The 20,733-nt window shown below is 65.9% G+C and carries 12 protein-coding genes; 6 read left to right on the top strand and 6 right to left on the bottom strand.

Features of this window, described 5'->3' with window-relative positions:
* Positions 1-2: 2 nt before the first annotated feature.
* Positions 3-2,603, bottom strand: coding sequence for a [protein-PII] uridylyltransferase (locus tag C8C96_RS18075; RefSeq protein WP_121943201.1), 2,601 nt, complete (start codon positions 2,601-2,603; stop codon positions 3-5).
* A 95-nt stretch (positions 2,604-2,698) separates the two neighbouring features.
* Entirely contained in the window at positions 2,699-3,514 is an 816-nt protein-coding gene (map, locus tag C8C96_RS18070; protein WP_056067376.1) for a type I methionyl aminopeptidase, read from the bottom strand.
* A gap of 137 nt (positions 3,515-3,651) precedes the next feature.
* Between map and purL the strand changes: the two genes are divergently transcribed.
* Entirely contained in the window at positions 3,652-7,659 is a 4,008-nt protein-coding gene (gene purL, locus C8C96_RS18065; RefSeq protein WP_121943200.1) for a phosphoribosylformylglycinamidine synthase, read from the top strand.
* Positions 7,660-7,845: 186 nt separating this feature from the next.
* Here purL and C8C96_RS18060 read toward each other — a convergent pair whose 3' ends face one another.
* On the bottom strand, positions 7,846-8,535 hold the full coding sequence (locus C8C96_RS18060) for a methyltransferase (protein ID WP_121943199.1): 690 nt from the start codon (positions 8,533-8,535) through the stop codon (positions 7,846-7,848).
* A gap of 234 nt (positions 8,536-8,769) precedes the next feature.
* Between C8C96_RS18060 and C8C96_RS18055 the strand changes: the two genes are divergently transcribed.
* From C8C96_RS18055 to egtB, 4 genes are all read left to right on the top strand, one after another.
* Positions 8,770-9,756: a DUF808 domain-containing protein gene (locus tag C8C96_RS18055; RefSeq protein ID WP_116749567.1), complete on the top strand. Its 987-nt coding sequence runs from the start codon at positions 8,770-8,772 to the stop codon at positions 9,754-9,756.
* A gap of 129 nt (positions 9,757-9,885) precedes the next feature.
* Positions 9,886-10,476, top strand: a complete 591-nt coding sequence (locus C8C96_RS18050) for an OmpW family protein (protein ID WP_015013729.1) — start codon at positions 9,886-9,888, stop codon at positions 10,474-10,476.
* Between the two features lie 240 nt (positions 10,477-10,716).
* Complete coding sequence (gene egtD, locus C8C96_RS18045) at positions 10,717-11,634, top strand: L-histidine N(alpha)-methyltransferase (protein ID WP_121943198.1); 918 nt, start codon at positions 10,717-10,719, stop codon at positions 11,632-11,634.
* Positions 11,635-11,646: 12 nt separating this feature from the next.
* Positions 11,647-12,852, top strand: coding sequence for an ergothioneine biosynthesis protein EgtB (egtB, locus tag C8C96_RS18040; protein ID WP_121943197.1), 1,206 nt, complete (start codon positions 11,647-11,649; stop codon positions 12,850-12,852).
* Between the two features lie 205 nt (positions 12,853-13,057).
* On the opposite strand, the gene C8C96_RS18035 is transcribed toward egtB, so the two are convergent.
* From C8C96_RS18035 to C8C96_RS18025, 3 genes are all read right to left on the bottom strand, one after another.
* A complete protein-coding gene (locus C8C96_RS18035; RefSeq protein WP_121943196.1) occupies positions 13,058-14,341 on the bottom strand; it encodes an O-acetylhomoserine aminocarboxypropyltransferase/cysteine synthase family protein in 1,284 nt (427 codons plus the stop codon).
* Between the two features lie 169 nt (positions 14,342-14,510).
* Complete coding sequence (locus C8C96_RS18030) at positions 14,511-17,204, bottom strand: cation-translocating P-type ATPase (protein ID WP_121943195.1); 2,694 nt, start codon at positions 17,202-17,204, stop codon at positions 14,511-14,513.
* Positions 17,205-17,259: 55 nt separating this feature from the next.
* Entirely contained in the window at positions 17,260-19,263 is a 2,004-nt protein-coding gene (locus C8C96_RS18025) for a U32 family peptidase (RefSeq protein WP_121943194.1), read from the bottom strand.
* Between the two features lie 196 nt (positions 19,264-19,459).
* On the opposite strand from C8C96_RS18025, the gene C8C96_RS18020 reads away from it, so the two are divergent.
* Positions 19,460-20,614 (top strand): branched-chain amino acid ABC transporter substrate-binding protein, encoded by a 1,155-nt coding sequence (locus C8C96_RS18020; RefSeq protein WP_121943193.1) that lies wholly within the window; start codon positions 19,460-19,462, stop codon positions 20,612-20,614.
* Positions 20,615-20,733 lie beyond the last annotated feature (119 nt).

Genomic DNA, 20,733 nt, shown 5'->3' with positions numbered 1-20,733 from the left:
GGTCAGGACGACAGTTCCTGCAGCAGCTCGGTCTCGATCTGGATCTGGCGGGCGTTGTTTTGCAGCTCTGGGCCCTGGATGAGAAAGGTGTCTTCCACCCGCTCGCCCAGGGTACTGACCTTGGCCAGTTGCACGCTCAGGTGGTGCTGCGCCAGGATGCGTGCCACGAGATAGAGCAGACCGGCACGGTCGCTGGCCGAGATCGCCAGCAGCCAGCGCTGCGCCTTTTCGTCGGGGCGCAAGGTCACCCGGGGCGCTACCGGAAAGCTCTTGACCCGGCGTGACACCCGCTTGCGGGTGGGTTCTGGCAAAGGGCCGCCTTCCTCGATCACGCGCATCAGGTCGCTCTCGACCATGTGGGTCAGCTCGCGGTAGTGCCCTGGCTGCTCCGATGCCGAAGAGGCCACGACCTGAAAGGTGTCCAGCGCATAACCGTTGTTGGCGGTGTGCACCCGCGCATCGAGGATGCTGAAACCCACACGGTCGAAGTAGCCGCAGATGCGTGCAAACAGGTCGGCCTGGTCGGCGGCGTAGACCATCACCTGCAGCCCATCACCCGCCAGCGACTGGCGGGCGCGCACCACCGGCTTGGCCGTGCCCACATGGCGCGACAGGTGGCGTGTGTGCCAGGCAATGTCGGCAGCGTCGTGGCGCATGAAATAGCTCACATCCAGCGTGGCCCACAGCGCCTTGTGCGCTTCAAAGGGCAAGGCGTTGAGCGCCAGCAGCACCAGCGCCTCGCGCTTGCGAGCCTCGATCTCGGCGGCTGCGTCGGGTGCGCGGCCACCCAGGGTGCGCAGCGTGGCGCGGTACAAGTCTTCCAGCAGCTTGCCTTTCCAGGCATTCCAGACCTTGGGGCTGGTGCCACGGATGTCCGCCACCGTGAGCAGGTACATGGCCGTGAGGTTGCGTTCATTGCCCACGCGGCGTGCAAAGGCAGCAATCACATCGGGGTCGCTCAGGTCCTGCTTTTGCGCCACGGTGCTCATGGTCAGGTGCTCACGCACCAGAAACTCGATGAGCCGGCCATCTTCGCGGTCCACGCCGTGCTGGCGGCAAAAGCGCCGTACTTCTTCTGCGCCGATTTGCGAGTGGTCGCCACCGCGTCCCTTGCCAATGTCATGGAAAAGCGCCGCCACATACAAAATCCAGGGCTTGTCCCAGCCGCCCGCCAGCTGCGAGCAAAAGGGGTATTCGTGTGCATGCTCCGCCATGAAGAACCGGCGTACGTTGCGCAGCACCATAAGGATGTGCTGGTCCACCGTGTAGACGTGGAACAGGTCATGCTGCATCTGCCCCACGATGCGACGGAACGGCCACAGGTAGCGCCCCAGCACCGAGGTCTGGTTCATCAGCCGCATGGCGTGCGTGATGCCCGAGGGCTGCTGCAGGATGCGCATGAAGGCATCGCGGTTGACCGGGTCTCGACGGAAGGCGCTGTCCATCACGCCGCGTGCGTTGTACAGCGCGCGCAATGTGCGCGCCGACAGGTCCTTGAGTCCGACCGTGGTCTGGTAGAGCAGGAAGGTCTCCAGGATCGCGTGCGGGTCGCGGGTGTAAAGGTCGTCGCTGGCCACCTCGATAAGCCCCGCCTTCTCAAAGAACCGTTCGTTGATCGGACGCGGCTCGTGGGTCGATGGGTTCAGGCGCTCTTCGATGTTGAGCAGCAGGATCTGGCTGAGTTGCGACACGGCCTTCGCTGCCCAGTAGTACCGCCGCATCAGACTTTCGCTGGCCCGCATGGGCAGGCGCGAACCATCGGGTGCTTGCGAGCGGTAGCCGAACGACTCGGCCACGGCAGTCTGCAAGTCGAACACCAGCCGGTCTTCGTGCCGCCCGGCAGCCGCATGCAGACGGGCGCGAATCAGGCACAGCAGTGCCTCGTTGCGCTCGATCTGGCGCACTTCAAAGGCCGTGGCCAGGCCACTGGTGGCCAGTTCCTTCCAGTTGCTGCCCAGCCCGGCAGCCTGCGACACCCACAGGATCATCTGCAGGTCCCGCAGCCCGCCGGGCGACTCCTTGCAGTTGGGCTCCAGCGAATAGGGCGTGTTCTCGTACTTGGTGTGGCGCTGGCGCATCTCCAGGGTCTTGGCGACCAGAAACGCCTGGGGGTTCATCTGCGCGCGGTACTGGCGCTGGAATTCTGCAAACAGCGCGGCGCTGCCGCACACCAGCCGCGATTCGAGCAGCGAGGTCTGCACGGTGACATCGCCCGCGCTTTCGGCAAGGCATTCGGCCACCGTGCGCACGCTCGATCCGATCTCCAGGCCCGTGTCCCAGCAGCTGCCGATGAAGCCTTCCAGCTTCGTGCGCAAGGCACTGCCGGCCTCGGGCGCCGTGCCGTCGGGCAGCAGCAGCAGGACATCGACATCGGAATAGGGGAACAACTGGTCGCGCCCAAATCCACCGACGGCCACCAGGGCCATATCGTCGGGCAGCTCAGCACGCTGCCATAGGGTCTGCAGCAGGTTGCCCGCCAGCGACGACAGCTTGCGCAGCAGCACACGGATGCCGCGTGTCGATGCGCCGGTGGATTGCATGGCCGCCAGCAGCGCGGCCTTGTCGCTGCGGTAGGCGTCGCGCAGGGCATGGAGTTCAGTCATGGTCGGTAAGTATCGTGGGAGGCCATGAAAAAGCCATGCAAGAGTTGTGCAAGCGGCTGCCTTTTTGCGCGGGAACCGGTGGCCCGGCGCTCGCCTCAGGTCTTGGTGGCTGTCACAAAGGACGGCAACGGGGGCGAACCCGCTGACAACGTCATCACCTCGTACCCCGTGGGCGTGACCAGTACCGTGTGCTCCCACTGGGCCGACAGGCTGTGGTCCTTGGTCACGATGGTCCAGCCGTCGTTGCCAAATTCCTTCACTTCGCGGCGGCCGGCATTGATCATGGGCTCGATGGTGAACACCATGCCGGGTACCAGTTCTTCGAGCGTGCCGGGCTTGCCATAGTGCAGCACCTGGGGTTCTTCGTGGAACTTTTGGCCAATGCCGTGGCCGCAGAACTCGCGCACCACCGAGAAGCCGTGCCCTTCGGCAAACTTCTGGATCGCGTGGCCGATATCACCCAGCCGCGCGCCAGGCTTGACCTGCACGATGCCATGCCACATCGCTTCAAACGTCAGCGCTGACAGGCGCTTGGCAGCGATCGAGCATTCGCCGATCAGGAACATGCGGCTGTTGTCACCGTACCAGCCGTCCTTGGTGATCACGGTCACGTCCACATTGACAATGTCGCCCTTCTTGAGCGGCTTGTCGTTGGGGATGCCGTGGCACACCACATGGTTGACCGAGGTGCACAGTGAAGCCGGGTAGGGCGGGTAGCCCGGTGGCTGGTAGCCCACGGTGGCCGAGATGGTGCCCTGCTGGGCCATGCATTCGGCGCCCAGGCGATCGATTTCTTTGGTGGTGATGCCGGGCTTGATGTGCGGTGTGATGTAGTCCAGCACTTCGGAGGCCAGACGGCAGGCCAGGCGCATGCCCTCGATGTCCTCGGCGCTTTTGATGGTGATGCTCATGCCGCAATTATCCCATTGGCCCCCCGGCTGCGCAGGCGGCCCGGCCATGCCCGGTAAAATGGAGGGCTCCGGTGCTGGTTGCACGCTGGCGCCCGGAGCCACCCTCTACCCCTGACACCCCCCAACAGGCCGCTACCGTGACCTTGCACATGACCACGCTGGCGGGCGGCAACGCCCTCAGCTCCTTCCGCGCCCAGCAACTTCAACCCGCCCTGGAGGCGATCCACCCCAAGATCAGTGGCATTGCAGCGCGTTTCGTGCACCTGGTCGCCACCGATGCGGCCCCCACTCCTGCAGAACAAGAACGCCTGGCCGCGCTGCTGACCTACGGCGACCCCTACGCGGGCCCTGAAGACGGCGCCGCGCTCATCGTCACGCCCCGCCTGGGAACGCTGTCGCCCTGGGCCTCCAAGGCCACCGACATTGCGCGCAACTGCGGCATCGCCATCCGCCGTGTTGAGCGCATCACCGAGTACCGCATCAGCCTGAAATCCGGCCTGCTGGGCAAGACACCCGAGCTGACGGCCGAGCAACTGGGCCAGATCGCGGCCCTGCTGCACGACCGCATGACCGAATCGGTGGTGGCCGACCGCAGCGCCGCAGCCGCCCTGTTCACCGAACTGCAGCCCGCCCCCATGGAGCATGTGGATGTGCTGGCCGGTGGTCGCGCGGCACTCGAAGCGGCCAACACCCGCTTCGGCCTGGCCCTCGCCGACGATGAAATCGACTACCTCGTGACCGCCTTCACGGGCCTGAAGCGCAACCCCACCGACGTGGAACTGATGATGTTCGCGCAGGCCAACAGCGAACACTGCCGCCACAAGATCTTCAACGCCGAGTTCACCATTGACGGCGTGGCGCAGAGCAAGAGCCTGTTCGGCATGATCCGCAACACGCACCAGTTGGCGCCTCAGCACACGGTGATCGCGTATTCAGACAACGCCTCGGTCATGGAAGGCCATCAGGTGGAGCGTTTTGTGGCAAAAATGGCCGCAAGTGCCAGTGAATCAAGCGCCAATAGCTATCAAAAAAGTAGCGTTACCCAGCATGTGCTGATGAAGGTGGAAACGCACAACCACCCCACGGCCATCTCGCCCTTCCCAGGCGCATCGACCGGCGCGGGCGGCGAGATCCGCGACGAAGGCGCCACGGGCCGTGGCTCCAAGCCCAAGGCGGGCCTCACGGGTTTCACCGTGTCCAAGCTCTGGGGCAGCACCGTGGGCAAGCCTGAGCACATTGCCAGCCCGCTGCAGATCATGGTCGAAGGCCCCTTGGGCGGCGCGGCGTTCAACAACGAATTCGGCCGTCCCAACCTGAACGGCTACTTCCGCGAGTACGAGCAGAACGTCGGCGGCGTGCAGCGTGGCTACCACAAGCCCATCATGATCGCGGGCGGCGTGGGCGTGATCGATGCAGAGCTGACGAAAAAGATCGAATTCCCTGCAGGCTCGCTGCTGATCCAGCTGGGCGGCCCCGGCATGCGCATCGGCATGGGCGGCAGCGCGGCGAGCTCCATGGCCACCGGCACCAATGCGGCCGAGCTGGACTTTGACTCGGTGCAGCGCGGCAACCCTGAGATCGAGCGCCGTGCACAAGAGGTCATCAACCACTGCTGGGCACAGGGCACGAACAACCCCATCCTGGCCATCCACGACGTGGGCGCGGGCGGTTTGTCCAACGCCTTCCCCGAGCTGACCAATGATGCTGGCCGCGGCGCGCGCTTTGACCTCCGTGCCGTGCAGCTCGAAGAGTCCGGCATGAGCCCGAAGGAAATCTGGAGCAACGAGTCGCAAGAACGCTACGTGCTGGCGATTGCGCCCGAATCGCTGGAGCAGTTCAAAGCCTTCTGCGAACGCGAGCGCTGCCCGTTTGCGGTGATCGGCACAGCCACCGAAGAGCGCCAGCTGGTGTTGCACGACCCCGCTGCCACGGCCGACGACCAGAAGCTCCCCGTGGACATGCCCATGAACGTGCTGCTGGGCAAGCCGCCCAAGATGCATCGCGACGTGAAGACCGTGGTGCGCGAATTTGCACCGATGGACTTGACCGGCGTGCCGCTGCAAAAGGCCGTGATCGATGTGCTGGCCCATCCCACGGTCGCCTCCAAGCGCTTCCTCATCACCATTGGCGACCGCACCGTGGGTGGCCTGTCGCACCGCGACCAGATGGTCGGCCCCTGGCAAGTGCCCGTGGCCGATTGCGCCGTGACGCTGGCCGATTACAAGGGCTTTGCGGGTGAAGCGATGAGCATGGGCGAGCGCACGCCGCTGGCCGCCATCAACGCGCCCGCCTCGGGTCGCATGGCCGTGGCCGAGGCTATTACCAACTTGCTGGCCGCGCCCATTGAGCTGCCGCGCGTGAAGCTGTCGGCCAACTGGATGGCCGCCTGCGGTGAGCCCGGCGAAGACGCTGCGCTCTACGAAACCGTGAAGGCCGTGGGCATGGAACTGTGCCCCGCGCTGGGCGTGTCCATTCCCGTGGGCAAGGACAGTCTGTCCATGCGCACGCAGTGGAATGAAGGTTCCGACAAGAAGAAAGTCACCTCGCCCGTCAGCCTGATCGTGAGCGCCTTTGCTTCGCTGTCCGACGTGCGCGGTACGCTCACTCCCCAGCTCAACGCCACCGAGGCCGATACCACGCTGGTGCTGATCGACCTTGGCAAGGGTCAGAACCGCATGGGCGGCAGCATCCTGGGCCAGACGCTGGAGCAAAGCGGCGACGTGGTGCCCGATGTGGACGACCCCAAAGACCTGGTCAACTTGGTCAACGCCGTGAACGCACTGCGCGCCAAGGGCCAGATCCTGGCATACCACGACCGCAGCGATGGTGGCCTGCTGGCCGCAGCAGCCGAAATGGCCTTTGCAGGCCATGTGGGCGTGGCGCTCAACGTGGACATGCTGGTGACTGAAGGCGACGGCATCAGCGACAGCCGCATGGAAACCGGTGACGCCAAGAACTGGGCGCAGCAGGTCAGTGCCCGCCGTGAAGAACTGACGCTCAAGGCGCTGTTCAACGAAGAGCTGGGTGTGCTGCTGCAAGTGCGCACCGCCGAGCGCAACGATGTGATGCAGGTGCTGCGCGAGAATGGCCTGTCCAAATTCAGCCACTTCGTGGGCAAGACGCGCCCAGTGTCGTCCGAAATCGACGCAGGCAAGGGCGAACTCCAGGTCTGGCGAGATGCCAAGGCCGTGTTCAGCGCCTCGCTGGCCGACCTGCACCAGGTGTGGGATGCGGTGAGCTGGAAGATCTGCCAGCAGCGCGACAACCCCGCCAACGCCGATGCCGAGCACGCTGCAGCGGGCGAGCCCACCGACCCGGGCCTGCACGTGCACCTGACGTTCGACGCGGCCAACAACGTGGCCGCGCCGTACCTCAACCTGGCCAAACCCAAGGTCGCCATCCTGCGCGAGCAGGGCGTGAACTCGCACATCGAGATGGCCTACGCCTTCACCGAGGCGGGCTTCGAGGCCTACGACGTGCACATGACCGACCTGCAGACCGGCCGCGTCCAACTCGAAGACTTCAAGGGCGTGGTGGCCTGCGGCGGCTTCAGCTATGGCGACACGCTGGGCGCTGGCATTGGCTGGGCGCGGTCCATCACCTTCAACCCGGTGCTGGCCGCACAGTTCCAGGGCTTCTTCGGTCGCACCGACACGTTCGGCCTGGGCGTTTGCAACGGCTGCCAGATGTTTGCTGAGCTGGCGGACATCATCCCCGGTGCACAAGACTGGCCACGCTTTACCACCAACCAGAGCGAGCGCTTCGAGGCCCGCCTGTCGCTGGTGGAAGTGCTGGAATCACCCAGCCTGTTCCTGCAAGGCATGGCAGGCAGCCGCCTGCCGATTGCGGTGGCGCACGGCGAGGGCTATGCCAACTTCAAGTACCGGGGCAACGCCGACAAGGCCATTGCTGCGATGCGCTACGTGGACAACCACGGCCGCGCGACGGAGCAGTACCCGTTCAACCCCAACGGCAGCGCGGGTGGCTTGACGGCAGTGACCACGGCCGACGGCCGCTTCACGGCCATGATGCCGCACCCCGAGCGCGTGTTCCGCAACGTGCAGATGAGCTGGACCAGCGAAGACAAGGCGCAGTACAGCGGCTGGATGCGCATCTGGCGCAACGCGCGCAAGTGGGTGGGGTAGCAGGGGGCATCCCCCTGAGCGGCTGCGCCGCTTCCCCCTTCTCTCGATTCGCTGCGCGAATCGGGAAGAGGGACGCAGCCCTCGCTGCGGGGCGGCCCTTGCTCGGCAGCCCTGGCGCTTAGGGTGCGCGGGCTCGGCGGTCTGATGGTGGCGCTATCGCGCCGGGCCAACCCTTCAAAGTCGTGTTCAGGCCGCTGTTAAGGTGCGCTGGTAAATCAGCAGCCGCCCTTTGTACGCCGGCACATCGGCCAGGGCGGGGTGGTCCAGTCGCTCTTCGATCACATCGAAACGGTGCACAGCCATCTGCTTATGGAAGGTGGAGCGATTGCCCCTGTTCGGGTCCACGATCCAGATCTGTGCGCCGTCGCCTGCGTGGTGGTCCAGAAAGGTGGCCAGGGACGCACGAGCGTCGCGTTGGTACAGCACATCGCTGCCGATGATGAGGTCGAACTGGCCTTGCACCGCGTTGGCCGGTGCTGGCGCGTCCGAGCCCCACTGACCCGTGCGGTACTTCACGGGTGACAGGCCGTTCAAGCGCGCGTTTTCCTGCAGAAACTGTTGGGCCAGAGGATGGCAGTCGCTGGCAGTGACATCGATACCGCGCCGGTGGCACACCAGGCTGGCCAGGCCCAGTCCGCAGCCGATCTCCAGCACACGTTCGCCCGCCAGCAGGGGGCGGCTGGCCATGCGCTGGGCCAGCTGCGCGCCCGACGGCCACAACAGGCCGAAGAGGGGCCAGGCGGCTGATGAGATGCCCAGCGCCTCGGCGGCGCCCAGCGGGTCGGCAAACTGCTGCTTGTCCAGCAGCGACTGGATGATCAGGTCTGCCGCGCCGGTGATGGCGATGTCTTCTTGCTTGGTCAGGTAGCCGGGCATGGCGGGGCGGTGAAGCCCGCAGAAGGCCCCATAGCGGGTAGTGGATGAGGGCGCGAGTATGCGCCTTGTGGCTGGGCAGGCATGCCCGCAGGCAATGTGGGGCTATCTGCGAATGGCATGGCCGCTGCACGACGATGGGGGCTTGCGCGGCGGTTGCCTGTGCGTTGCTATAGTGCGGCGCACACCGGCGGCTTGTTCGCCGCATTTTTTTGCGACTCATCCCAAGGACTTCCCATGGCCGCTGGCAGCCTGCTTGCTTTGCTCGACGATATCGCCACCATCCTCGACGATGTGGCCTTGATGACCAAGGTGGCGGCCAAGAAGAGCGCTGCCATGGCCGACGATGTGTCGGTGATGACCAAGGTGGCTGCACAGAAGACGGCGGGCGTGCTGGGGGACGACCTGGCGCTCAACGCCCAGCAGGTGACCGGGGTGCGCGCTGAGCGCGAGATTCCGGTGGTGTGGGCGGTGGCCAAGGGCTCGTTCATCAACAAGGTCATCCTGGTGCCCGCTGCGCTGCTGATCAGCGCCTTTGCGCCGTGGGCCGTGACGCCGCTGCTGATGGTGGGGGGCGCCTTCTTGTGCTTTGAGGGCTTTGAGAAGGTGGCGCACAAGCTGCTGCACGCCCAGCATGAGGATGAGGCCGAGCATGAGAGCCACGCCAAGGCCAATGCCAATCCGGCGGTGGATCTTGTGGCCTTTGAAAAGGACAAGATCAAGGGTGCCGTGCGCACGGACTTCATCCTGTCGGCCGAAATCATTGCGATCACGCTGGGCACGGTGGCTGCTGCGCCCTTCGTGCAGCAGCTCACGGTGCTGTCGGGCATCGCCGTCATCATGACCATCGGTGTCTATGGGCTGGTGGCGGGTATCGTCAAGCTGGACGACCTGGGCCTATGGCTCAACAACAAGGCCAGCAGCGCTGCGCGCGCCCTGGGATCGGGCATCCTGCGCGCAGCACCCTGGCTGATGAAGGGGCTGTCCATTGCGGGCACTGCGGCGATGTTTCTGGTGGGCGGTGGCATTCTGGTGCACGGCGTGCCTGCGTTGCACCATGCGGTTGAGGCTGCAGGCACGGCAGCGGCGCAATGGCCCGTGGGTGGGCTGTGGGCGGTGCTGGTGCCCAACCTGCTGAACGCCGTGGTGGGCATCGTGGCGGGTGGCCTGGTGCTGGCCGGGTGGACGCTGGTTCAGCGCCTGCGGGGCAAATCCACAGCTTGATAGTGGGTATTCCTTGATCTAGGTCTAAGGGTTACTACCGAGGGCTTGAGGTAAGGCAAGGCCGGGTCGTGGCCGCAGCGGTTCAATGCATGCACGGGGGTCGTCCCCGTCCAACCGATGCGAAATACCATGAAAAAGAACCTGCTGGCTGTCGCCGTTCTCTGTGCCCTCTCTTCTGGCGCTGCCCTGGCGCAACAGGCTGAAGGCCCCTGGATGGTCCGTGCACGTGCGGTGCACCTGGACAGCGCCAACAAGGACAGCACACCGCTGGGCCTGTCGGTCAACAATAAGACCATCCCTGAAGTGGATGTCACCTACTTCTTCAACAAGAACATCGCGGCCGAGCTGATCCTGACCGTGCCCCAGAAGCACACGCTCAGCGCTGGCGGCGCAGCCATTGGCACGCTCAAGCACCTGCCCCCCACACTGCTGGCGCAGTACCACTTTGATGCCCCCGGCTTCAAGCCCTACGTGGGCGCGGGCCTGAACTACACGCGTTTCTCGAGCGTGAACCTGCCCGCAGGCGTGAGCATTGACCGCAACAGCTTCGGCCCCGCGCTGCAAGTGGGTGTGGACATCCCGCTGGCCAAGAACCTGTACCTCAACTTCGACGTGAAGAAGGTTTTCATCAAGACCGACGTGAGCGCAGGCGGTGCCAAGCTGGGCACCTTCAAGGTGGACCCCGTTCTGGTGGGCGTGGGTCTGGGCTGGCGCTTCTAAGGGCACAGGGCCCCAGGCGGGCCCTGCGTTCCTGACAATAAAAGTTCTCCAAGGGTCTGAAGGGCTGGCGCCTGCGCCAGCCCTTTTTTTGTGGGTGCGGAAATGGCCTACACACGGCAGTCAGCGAGGCAACGCACAATGGGGCAGGGGAGCGTGTGGGGCGTGCCGCAATGTGGGCGCTCCAGGTGCCTCTGCTTTTGACCACCCGGCGGCGCTGCCGCCCCAACGTCCTGACGATCCATGCTCCTGCCTCGCTATTCCGACATCACCCGCGGTCTGACCCAGCGTCCCGCACGCATCTCCCCCAAGTATTTCTACGACCAGCATGGCTCGCAGCTGTTTGAAGCCATCACACGCCTGCCGGAGTACTACCCCACACGCACCGAAATGGCGCTGATGCAGACACATGCAGACAGCATCGCGGGCGCAGTGGGCGCAGGCCGCACCCTGATCGAACTGGGCGCGGGCAACTGCCAGAAGGCCCGCACCCTGTGCCGCCTGGTGCAGCCGGCCTGTTTTGTGGGCGTGGACATTTCGGCGGATTTTCTGGAACAGGCGGTGCAAGGGCTGCGCGACGACTTCCCGGCGCTGGATGCCCGCGCGCTGGCGGGCGACATGACCCTGGGGGTGTCACTGCCTGACGACATTCCCCGCACCGGGCGCCTCGTGTTCTACCCGGGCTCGTCCATCGGCAACTTCGACCCGCCGCACGCGCTGGAGCTGCTGGCCCACATGCGCGAGCTGATCGACGACGATGGCGGCCTGCTCATCGGCATCGATTTGCCCAAGGATGTGGCGGTGCTCGAAGCCGCCTACGACGATGCAGCGGGGGTCACCGCCGAGTTCAACCGCAATGTGCTGAAGCATGTGAACCGCCTGATCGGCAGCGACTTTGACGTGGCGCAGTGGCGGCACCGTGCGTTCTTCAACACCGAGGCGTCACGCATTGAAATGCACCTGGAGGCTGCCTCTGACACCGAGGTGTGCTGGCCCGGCGGCGGTCGCAGGTTCGACCAGGGCGAGCGCATCCACACCGAGAACAGCTACAAGTACCCGTTGCCCGTGTTCACCGACATGCTTGCGCGCGCCGGTTTTGCGCAGGCACAGGCGTGGACGGACGAGCGGGGCTGGTTCGCGGTGGTCCACGCCCGTCCTTGATCGGTGGCCGCCATGACCGTGACATCCCCCGCATTTGACACGCTGCTGGCGCGCTACACCGCGGTACGCGGCCGCTCGCTGGCCCTGGCGGCTCCGCTGTCGCCGGAGGACTGCGCCGCGCAGTCCATGCCCGACGCCAGTCCCACCAAATGGCACCTGGCCCACACCACCTGGTTCTTTGAGACCTTTGTGCTCGAAGCCCACGAGCCCGGTTTTCAGCCGTTTGCACCTGCGTTCCGGGTGCTGTTCAACTCCTACTACAACGGTGTGGGCGCCAAGCACCCGCGTCCGCAGCGCGGGCTGCTCACACGACCCTCGCTGGATGAGGTGCTCGCCTACCGGGCCGACGTGGACGCCCGCATGGCGTGCCTGTGGCCCACTGTGGCGCACGACACTGCGCCGCGTGGCCTGATCGAGCTGGGCCTGCAGCATGAGCAGCAGCACCAGGAGCTGATGCTCACCGACATCCTGCACCTGCTGTCCTGCAACCCCTTGTTCCCCGCCTATGCCAAGGCTTCAGACGCTGTGGCGCCCGAGGCTGGCCAAGCACTGGCGTGGCACTCCTTTGACGGGGGGCTGGCCGATATCGGCCACGCTGGCAGCGGCTTTGCCTTTGACAACGAGGGCCCGCGCCATCGTGTGTATCTGCATCCCTACGCGCTGGCCTCGCGGTTGGTGACGCAGACCGAGTATCTGGCGTTTGTGGAAGCGGGTGGCTACCGCAACCCGCTGCTCTGGCTGGCCGAAGGCTGGGACTGGCGAGCGGCGCAGGGCCTGGAGCAGCCCCTGTACTGGCATCGCATCGATGGGGCCTGGCACCAGTTCACGCTGGCCGGCCTGCAGCCGCTGCAGGGCAACCAGCCGGTGGTGCATCTGTCGTACTACGAGGCCGATGCCTACGCGCGCTGGGTGGGCGCGCGCCTGCCCACCGAGGCCGAATGGGAGCATGCGGCCGCGCAGGGTGCCGCTGGCATGGCGCAGTGGCACGGCGCTGCCTGGCAGTGGACGCAGTCGAGCTACGCGCCGTACCCCGGCTTCCGGGTGGCCGAAGGCGCCGTGGGTGAGTACAACGGCAAGTTCATGGTCAACCAGTACGTGCTGCGGGGCTCGTCCAGCGCCACGCCGCCGGGGCACGAGCGACTGACCTACCGCAACTTCTTTCCGGCCACGGCGCGCTGGCAGTTCACCGGCATTCGGCTGGCACGCGACCTCGGCTGAAGGCCGCCAGCGCCTGGCGCTGGCCGCCATCGACCCGCCGCGCTGGGGCCAGCATGACGGTGTCGCTGCGTGCCGTGGTCTTTGTTGCTATTAAATATGTAGCTGGCGGCGCATATTCCACTAGCGCTTGGGCGCAAAAAGGCCTCAAAAGTACGGTGACAGGTGCCTGGCCATGCGCTTTTGGGGGCGCATGGCCATTCGCACCTCACACCTTGTCGAGTGCCTGCGCCAGGTCCGCCCGCAGGTCGTCGATGTGCTCGATGCCGACCGACAGGCGCACCATGCCTTCGCTCACGCCCGCCTTGGCCAGCTCTTCGGGATTGAGCTGGCGGTGGGTGGTGGATGCTGGGTGGGTGGCCAGCGACTTTGCATCGCCAATGTTCACGAGGCGCGTGAAGAGCTGCAGCGCATCCAGGAAACGGGCACCGGCCGCACGTGGGTCGGCGTCGCTGTTCTTCACGCCAAAGCTCAAAATGCCTGACGCCTTGCCGCCTGACTGGCGCTGCACCAGCGCGTGGTCCGGGTGGTCGGGCAGACCGGCGTAGCGCACCCATTCGACCTTGGGGTGGCTTTGCAGGTACTGGGCAATGGCCAGCGTGTTGTCGCAGATACGGTCCATGCGCAGCGCCAGGGTTTCGATGCCTTGCAGGATCAGGAAGGCATTGAGCGGCGCCAGCGCCGCACCCGTGTTGCGCAGCGGCACCACGCGTGCACGGCCGATGAAGGCGGCGGGGCCCAGCGCCTCGGTGTAGACCACGCCGTGGTAGCTCACGTCGGGCTCGTTCAGGCGCGGGAAGCGTGCCTTGTGCTCCGCCCACGGGAACTTGCCGCTGTCCACAATCGCGCCGCCCACGCTGTTGCCGTGGCCGCCCAGATACTTGGTGAGCGAGTGCACCACGATGTCGGCGCCATGCTCGATGGGGCGCAGCAGGTAGGGGCTGGGCACCGTGTTGTCCACGATCAGCGGCACGCCGTGGTCATGCGCCACCTTGGCCAGCGCGGCGATGTCGGTCACGTTGCCCAGCGGGTTGCCGATCGACTCGATAAAGATGGCCTTGGTGCGCGCATCGATGTGCTGCGCAAAGCTGGCAGGGTCACGCGGGTCGGCAAAGCGCGTGGTGATGCCTTGCTGCGGCAGCGTGTGGGCAAGCAGGTTGTAGGTTCCGCCGTAGAGCGTGCTGGCCGAGACGATGTTGTCGCCCGCCTCGGCAATGGTCTGGATGGCATACGTGATGGCGGCCATGCCCGAGGCCACGGCCAGCGCGGCGATGCCGCCTTCCAGCGCCGCGACGCGCTTTTCGAGCACGTCGGTGGTGGGGTTCATGATGCGGGTGTAGATGTTGCCCGGCACCTTCAAGTCAAACAGGTCGGCGCCATGCTGGGCGCTGTCAAACGCGTAGGCCACCGTCTGGTAGATGGGCACGGCCACCGCCTTGGTGGTGGGGTCGGGGCTGTAGCCTGCGTGTACGGCCAGGGTTTCGATCTGCATGGGTGCTGTCTCTTTCATTCAAGGGATGGGAGTGGAACAACCGGGCTCGGCCCATGGCTGGACGAGGCCCGATGTGCCGATGGCGCGGGCCATTCTGGCACCCTGGACCCCTGGCGTCATCGAATCGTTGGCTATGTGCTTATGACGTTCTTGTGCGCCCTGGACTCTTTCAGGCCGAGGGCTCGTCCATGGCGCTGTCCATGGGCTCTGGGGTGGTGCGCCGCGCCTGCTGGCTACGGCGCCAGGCCTTCTCGACTTCCACGACCACCAGCACCACCAGCGCGGCGCCGATGCACAGCACCAGCTCGCTCGGGCTCAGCGGCTCGGTGCGGAAGATGGGGTTGAGCCAGGGCACATAGATGGTGGCCATCTGCAGCGCAAAGGTGAGCAGCACGGCACCCAGCAGCGGGCGGTTGCTCAGCAGGCCCAGGCGCCAGATGGGTTCGGATTCGGAGCGGATGGCGATCACATGCGCCATCTGCGCCAGCGTGAGCACGGTGAACACCATGGTCTGCCAGTGCGTGTGGCCGGTGTGCAGGGCCCAGGCCTGCACCGCCAGGCACAGCCCACCAATGAGCAGGCCCACGCCCAGGATGTGCTGCCACATGCCGTGGGCAAACAGGCTTTCGCGCGGCGCGCGGGGCGGGCGCTGCATGATGCCGCGCTCGGCCGGTTCGGCCGCCAGCGCCAGGCCGGGCAGGCCGTCTGTAACGAGGTTGACCCACAGGATGTGGATGGGCAGCAAAGGGATGGGCAACAGCAACAGCGGCGCCAGGAAGATGGTCCAGATCTCGCCTGAGTTGCCCGTCATCGCGTAGCGCACAAACTTGCGGATGTTGTCGTAGATGCGACGGCCCTCGCGCACCGCCGCAACGATGGTGGCGAAGTTGTCGTCCAGCAGCACCAGGCTTGACGCCTCGCGCGCCACGTCGGTACCGCCCTGGCCCATGGCCACGCCGATGTCGGCACGCTTGAGCGCCGGGGCATCGTTCACGCCGTCGCCCGTCATGGCCACAAAGTGGCCCTGGGCCTGCAGCGCCTCGACGATGCGGATCTTCTGCGCCGGGTCCACGCGGGCGTAGACCTGCACTTGCTCCACGTGGGCGCGCAGGGCAGCATCGTCCAGTGTGGCCAGGTCGGCGCCGGTAAGCACCGGGGCATCGCTGCTCTTCACAATGCCCAGGCGGTGCGCAATCGCGCGCGCAGTCGCAGGATGGTCGCCTGTGATCATTACGGGCGTGATGCCCGCGCTGATGCAGTCGCGCACTGCGGCCTGGGCCTCGGCGCGGGGCGGGTCGATGAGGGCGATCAGGCCCAGCAGCTCCAGCTGGTTTTCTACCGCGTCGATGTCGTTGGTGTCCGGCAGGCGGGCGTGGCTGCGGCGGGCGAGGGCCAGCACCCGCAGGCCCTGGGCGGCGAGCTGCTGTGCGGTGGCGAGGACCTTGGCGGTGTCGAGCGCGGCAGCGCCTTCAGGCGTCCAGTGGGCGGTGCAGCGGGGCAGCACGGATTCGGGCGCGCCTTTGGTGTAGGCCACAAAGCCTGCGGCCGCGCGGTGGAAGGTCGTCATGCGCTTGCGGTCGGAGTCAAACGGTTGCTCCTGCACGCGGGGGCTTGCAGCGTCGAGCTGGGCCTTGTCCAGCCCGCCCGCGTGGGCGGCCAGCACCAGCGCGATCTCGGTGGGGTCGCCCAGCCAGTGGATGCCCGACTGGCCCTCTTCGTTGTGGACCTGCAGCGTGGCGTCGTTGCACAGCGCGGCGGCACACAGGGCTTCGGCATGGGCGGGGCCGGGCAGGGGATCGCCGGGCACCCAGCGCACACCGTGGGCCAGCAGCAACTCTGCATGCATGCGGTTCTGGGTCAGGGTGCCGGTCTTGTCCGAGCAGATGGTGGTGACCGAGCCCAGGGTCTCCACCGAGGGCAGGCGCCGCACCAGGGCATGCACCGCCACCATGCGGCGTGCGCCCAGGGCCAGCAGCACCGTGACCACGGCGGGCAGGGCCTCGGGGATGGCGGCCACCGCCAGGCTGATGGCGGTGAGGGCCATGAGCAGCGGCGCCTCGCCGCGCAGCACGCCCACCACAAAGATCACCGCGCAGATGCCCAGCACCGCTATCGCCAGGCGCTTGCCAAACGCCGCGAGGCGCAATTGCAGCGGCGTGCTGCGGTCGCCGGTGTCGAGCAGCGTGGCCACCTTGCCCAGCTCCGTGCGCATGCCGGTGGCCACCACCAGCCCGCGTGCGCGGCCATGGGTGGCGGTGGTGCCCTTGAAAGCCATGTTGGTGCGGTCGCCCAGCGCGCCCACGTCTTCGGCTGCCAGGGCTTCGGTCTGTTTGGCCACCGTGACGGACTCGCCCGTGAGGGCCGATTCATCCACCTGCAACTGCGCGATCTCAATGAGCCGCAGGTCGGCCGGGATCTGGTTGCCCGCCTCCAGCAGCACGATGTCACCGGGCACGAGCACGGTGGCAGGGACCACCTGCACCGCACCGCTGCGCAGCACGGTGGCGTGCGCCGCCGCCAGCTGGCGCAGCGCCGCCATGGCCTGGTCGGCGCGCCAGGCCTGCACAAAGCCGATGACGGCATTGAGCACCACGATGACGAGGATCACCAGCGTGTCGGTGACCTCGCCCACCAGCCCCGAGATGACGGCCGCACCCAGCAGTACCAGCACCATGAAGTCCTTGAACTGGTCGGCCAGCAGGCGCCACCATGGGCGGTCCTGCGATGCGACCAACTCGTTGGCGCCATGGGTGGCGCTGCGGCGCAGCGCTTCGTCGGCATGCAGGCCTGCGTCAGGGTTGACGCCATGGGCCTGGGCCACGGCGTCGGTGGGGTGCAGGTGTGGCGCGGTGGATGGGGACATGCGGCGATCGGTGAAACGGGCCGCACGCCCGCACAAGGACTTCTTCGGCGTTGCCTTAGTGCGCGACTTGCGGCCGGGCTTTGTAGAACTGGAGCGGGGCTTCTGGCACCTGGTTCAGCACCTGGCGCTTGATCTTGCCCACCACATGCATTTCACAGGGCTTGCAGTCAAAGCGCAAGGTCAGCTTTTCCTTGCCATTGATCAACATCAAGGGTTCGGCCTTGATGGTGCCCTGCACACCCGTCACGCCCTTGGCCTGCTTGGGGCACAGGCTCATGGAAAAGCGCACGCAGTGCTTGGTGATCATGAGGCTGACCTCGCCTTCCTCTTCGTGCGCCTCGTAGGCCGCGTCGATCACCTTCACGCCGTGGCGCACGTAGAAGTCGTGGGCCTTGTGGTTGAACACATTGCCCAGGAAAGAAAGCGTGTCCTCTGGGTAGGGCGCAGGCGGCTCCACCGGCGTGGCGCGCGGCAGGCGGGCAAAGTTGTGGGCCCGGTTGGCTTCCAGTTCGGCCACGGCATCGCGGCGCAGGGCGTTGAGCACCGAGGCGGGCACAAACCACGGCTGCGAGAGCTGCAGCGCAATGTCATGCACCGCAAACACCGTGGCGCCAAAGCGGCCGAGCTGCTCGCGCAGGCTGGCCTCGGCCTTGGCTGCGTCAGTGGCTGGCTGGTGGGGTTGCTGCACGGATGCACAGCCCACGTTGCCGTCCTCGTCGGTCAGCATCAGGCTGAAGCCGGTGGGCGTTTCGCTCAGGTGTGCCCACAGGCCGATGCGGCGGTCGCTGGACTTTTTCTCCAGCGTGCGCACCCAGTCCATGTCGCGGTTGCGGTTGACCTCGGTGCCCTTGCGCAGGTCCTTGAAGCCGTCCATCGGGTCCTTGGGGTACACGCGCCACTGGCCCACGCTGCGGGCCGACGCCGGCTCGGCCACGTTGATGGCCATGCCCACCAGCTCCTTGTGCAGGTCGTAGTAGCAAAGCCCGTCGCCGTTGTGCAGCACGGTGGCAGGGTCGCTCAGTTCCAGCTCCACAAAGTCTGGGCCCAGCTTGGTCACCCAGCCGACGGCCTGGCCGGGGTTCTTGGGGGTGTCGAACGCGCCGATGTCTTCCTTGCGGCCCGTCACGAAGTAGTCGGTGAACTCGCGGTTGAAGTTCTGCAGTGGGTCGGGTGTGAAGGTGAAGGTGGTGCGACCGCTGGAAGAGCGGGAGAGCGGCCGGCCTTGGGCCTCGCGCTCTTCGATGATCTCGTCGAGCAAGGTGCGGTAGTGGGCGGTGATGTTCTTCACGTAGCCCATGTCCTTGTAGCGCCCTTCGATCTTGAAGCTGCGCACTCCGGCGTCGATGAGCGCGCGCAGGTTGTCGCTCTGGTTGTTGTCCTTCATGCTCAGCACGTGCTTGTCGTGCGCGATGAAGCGGCCCTGCGCGTCGGTCACCTGGTAGGGCAGGCGGCAGGCCTGGCTGCAGTCGCCGCGGTTGGCGCTACGGCCCGTTTGCGCATGGCTGATGTTGCACTGGCCGCTGTAGGCCACGCACAGCGCGCCGTGGATGAAGAACTCGATGTTGGCGCGGCCCGGCGCATCCACGGGCCCCAGCGCCTTGTGCACGGCGGCGATCTGCTGCACCGTCAGCTCGCGTGCCAGCACGATCTGAGAGAGGCCCGCGTCCTGCAAGAAGCGTGCTTTTTCGGGCGTGCGGATATCGGTCTGGGTGCTGGCGTGCAGCTGGATGGGCGGCAGGTCGATTTCGAGCAGGCCCATGTCCTGGATGATGAGGGCGTCGGCACCGGCTTCGTACACCTGCCAGGCCATCTGGCGCGCGGCTTCGAGCTCGTCGTCGCGCAGGATGGTGTTGAGCGTGATGAAGATGCGGCTGTTGAAGCGGTGCGCGTGCCTGACCAGGCGCTCAATGTCCCGGATGTCGTTGCCCGCGCTGGCCCGCGCGCCAAAGGCCGGACCACCGATGTAGACGGCATCTGCGCCGTGGTTGATGGCTTCGATGCCAATGTCTGCGTCGCGCGCGGGCGAGAGCAGTTCGAGCTGGTGGGGCAGGAGGGACATGGGGCGTGATTATCTCAGCGTGCCTGGCCGGGCGGTAGGCGCCGGACTCATTAGCCCGGTTAATGCCGGAGCAAATTGCTAAGTTTGCTTAGTAATTTTGCGAAAACGAGGGTTGAGGTGGCTACGATGCGGGGTTTGTTGTGTACAAGTTCGGTGCACAACAGGATGCTTTGACCGACCAAGGAGACTTTGTACCGTGCTGCGCCCCGTTTTCGCTTCTTCGCCCCTGTTCCGAATTTCTGCGCTGACCGCCCTTGCGCTGGCGGCCCATCTGGCCTCTGCCCAGGACGTACAGACCGTCAAGATCGCCCATGCGGGCCCGGTGTCGGGCGGCATTGCCCACATCGGCAAAGACACGGAAAACGGTGTGCGTCTGGCCATTGACGACCTGAACGCCCAGAACCTCGTCATCGGCGGCAAAAAGATCAAGTTTGAAATCGCGGCCGAAGACGACGCGGGCGACCCACGCCAGGCCACCGCCGTGGCCCAGAAGCTGTGCGACCAGAAGGTGGCGGGCGTGGTGGGGCACCTGCAATCGGGCACGTCCATTCCCGCCTCGGCGGTCTACGCCAAGTGCGACCTGCCGCACATCACGGCCTCGGCCTCCAACCCCGACCTGACCAAGCCAGGCCACAAGACCACCTTCCGCCTGATCGCCAACGACAACGCGCTGGGTGCTGCCCTGGCCTTGTTTGGTGCAGACCACCTCAAGCTCAAGAGCGTGGCCATCATCGACGACCGCACGGCCTATGGCCAGGGCGTGGCCTCGGTTTTCAAGGCGACGGCGCAACAAAAGGGCCTGAAAGTGGTGGCCGAGGAGTTCACCAACGACAAGGCCACCGACTTCATGGCCATCCTCACCGCCATCAAGAACAAGAAGCCCGACGCGATCTTCTACGGCGGCCTGGACGCCCAAGCTGGCCCCATGCTGCGCCAGATGGAGCAGCTGGGCCTGGGCAACGTGAAGTTCTTTGGCGGTGATGCGCTGTGCACCGAGAAGCTGCCCGAACTGTCGGGCAAGACCCCCGCGCTGAAGAATGTGACCTGCGCGACGGGCGGCGCGTCGGTGGACAAGATGCAGGGCGGCTCGGACTGGAAGAAGCGCTACGACGCCAAGTTCCCCGGCCAGTTCCAGATCTACAGCCCCTACGCCTATGACGCCGCCATGGTGCTGGCTGACGCGATGAAGCGCGCCAACTCGGTGGACCCCAAGGTGTTCGCGCCGTTCCTCGCCAAGACTGAATACAAGGGCGTGACTGCCAACATCGCCTTCACCGCCAAGGGCGAGCTGACCACGCCCGCCGTGACCTTGTACACGTTCAAGGACGGTAGCCGCGTGGCATTGAACTGAGGTCACTCTCCGGCGTTGCTTCAGCGACTCCTGACCCAACGGCCGCTCCCTGCGGCCGTTTTTGCGTGCGGCGTTTGGCTTTACAGTCAGATCCCATCGCAAGAACGCGCGGGCCGCCG

It is taken from the genome of Acidovorax sp. 100 (assembly GCF_003688355.1).
GTDB classification, from domain to species: domain Bacteria; phylum Pseudomonadota; class Gammaproteobacteria; order Burkholderiales; family Burkholderiaceae_C; genus Acidovorax; species Acidovorax delafieldii.
This window is presented reverse-complemented; position numbering and strand designations above follow the sequence as displayed.

What these genes read in the sequence shown, in the direction of transcription:
- C8C96_RS18075 (WP_121943201.1), bottom strand. Translation starts at nt 2,603, where the DNA reads ATGACTGAACTCCATGCCCTGCGCGACGCCTACCGCAGCGACAAGGCC.
- map (WP_056067376.1), bottom strand. Translation starts at nt 3,514, where the DNA reads ATGAGCATCACCATCAAAAGCGCCGAGGACATCGAGGGCATGCGCCTG.
- C8C96_RS18060 (WP_121943199.1), bottom strand. Translation starts at nt 8,535, where the DNA reads ATGCCCGGCTACCTGACCAAGCAAGAAGACATCGCCATCACCGGCGCG.
- C8C96_RS18055 (WP_116749567.1), top strand. Translation starts at nt 8,770, where the DNA reads ATGGCCGCTGGCAGCCTGCTTGCTTTGCTCGACGATATCGCCACCATC.
- C8C96_RS18050 (WP_015013729.1), top strand. Translation starts at nt 9,886, where the DNA reads ATGAAAAAGAACCTGCTGGCTGTCGCCGTTCTCTGTGCCCTCTCTTCT.
- egtD (WP_121943198.1), top strand. Translation starts at nt 10,717, where the DNA reads ATGCTCCTGCCTCGCTATTCCGACATCACCCGCGGTCTGACCCAGCGT.
- egtB (WP_121943197.1), top strand. Translation starts at nt 11,647, where the DNA reads ATGACCGTGACATCCCCCGCATTTGACACGCTGCTGGCGCGCTACACC.
- C8C96_RS18035 (WP_121943196.1), bottom strand. Translation starts at nt 14,341, where the DNA reads ATGCAGATCGAAACCCTGGCCGTACACGCAGGCTACAGCCCCGACCCC.
- C8C96_RS18030 (WP_121943195.1), bottom strand. Translation starts at nt 17,204, where the DNA reads ATGTCCCCATCCACCGCGCCACACCTGCACCCCACCGACGCCGTGGCC.
- C8C96_RS18025 (WP_121943194.1), bottom strand. Translation starts at nt 19,263, where the DNA reads ATGTCCCTCCTGCCCCACCAGCTCGAACTGCTCTCGCCCGCGCGCGAC.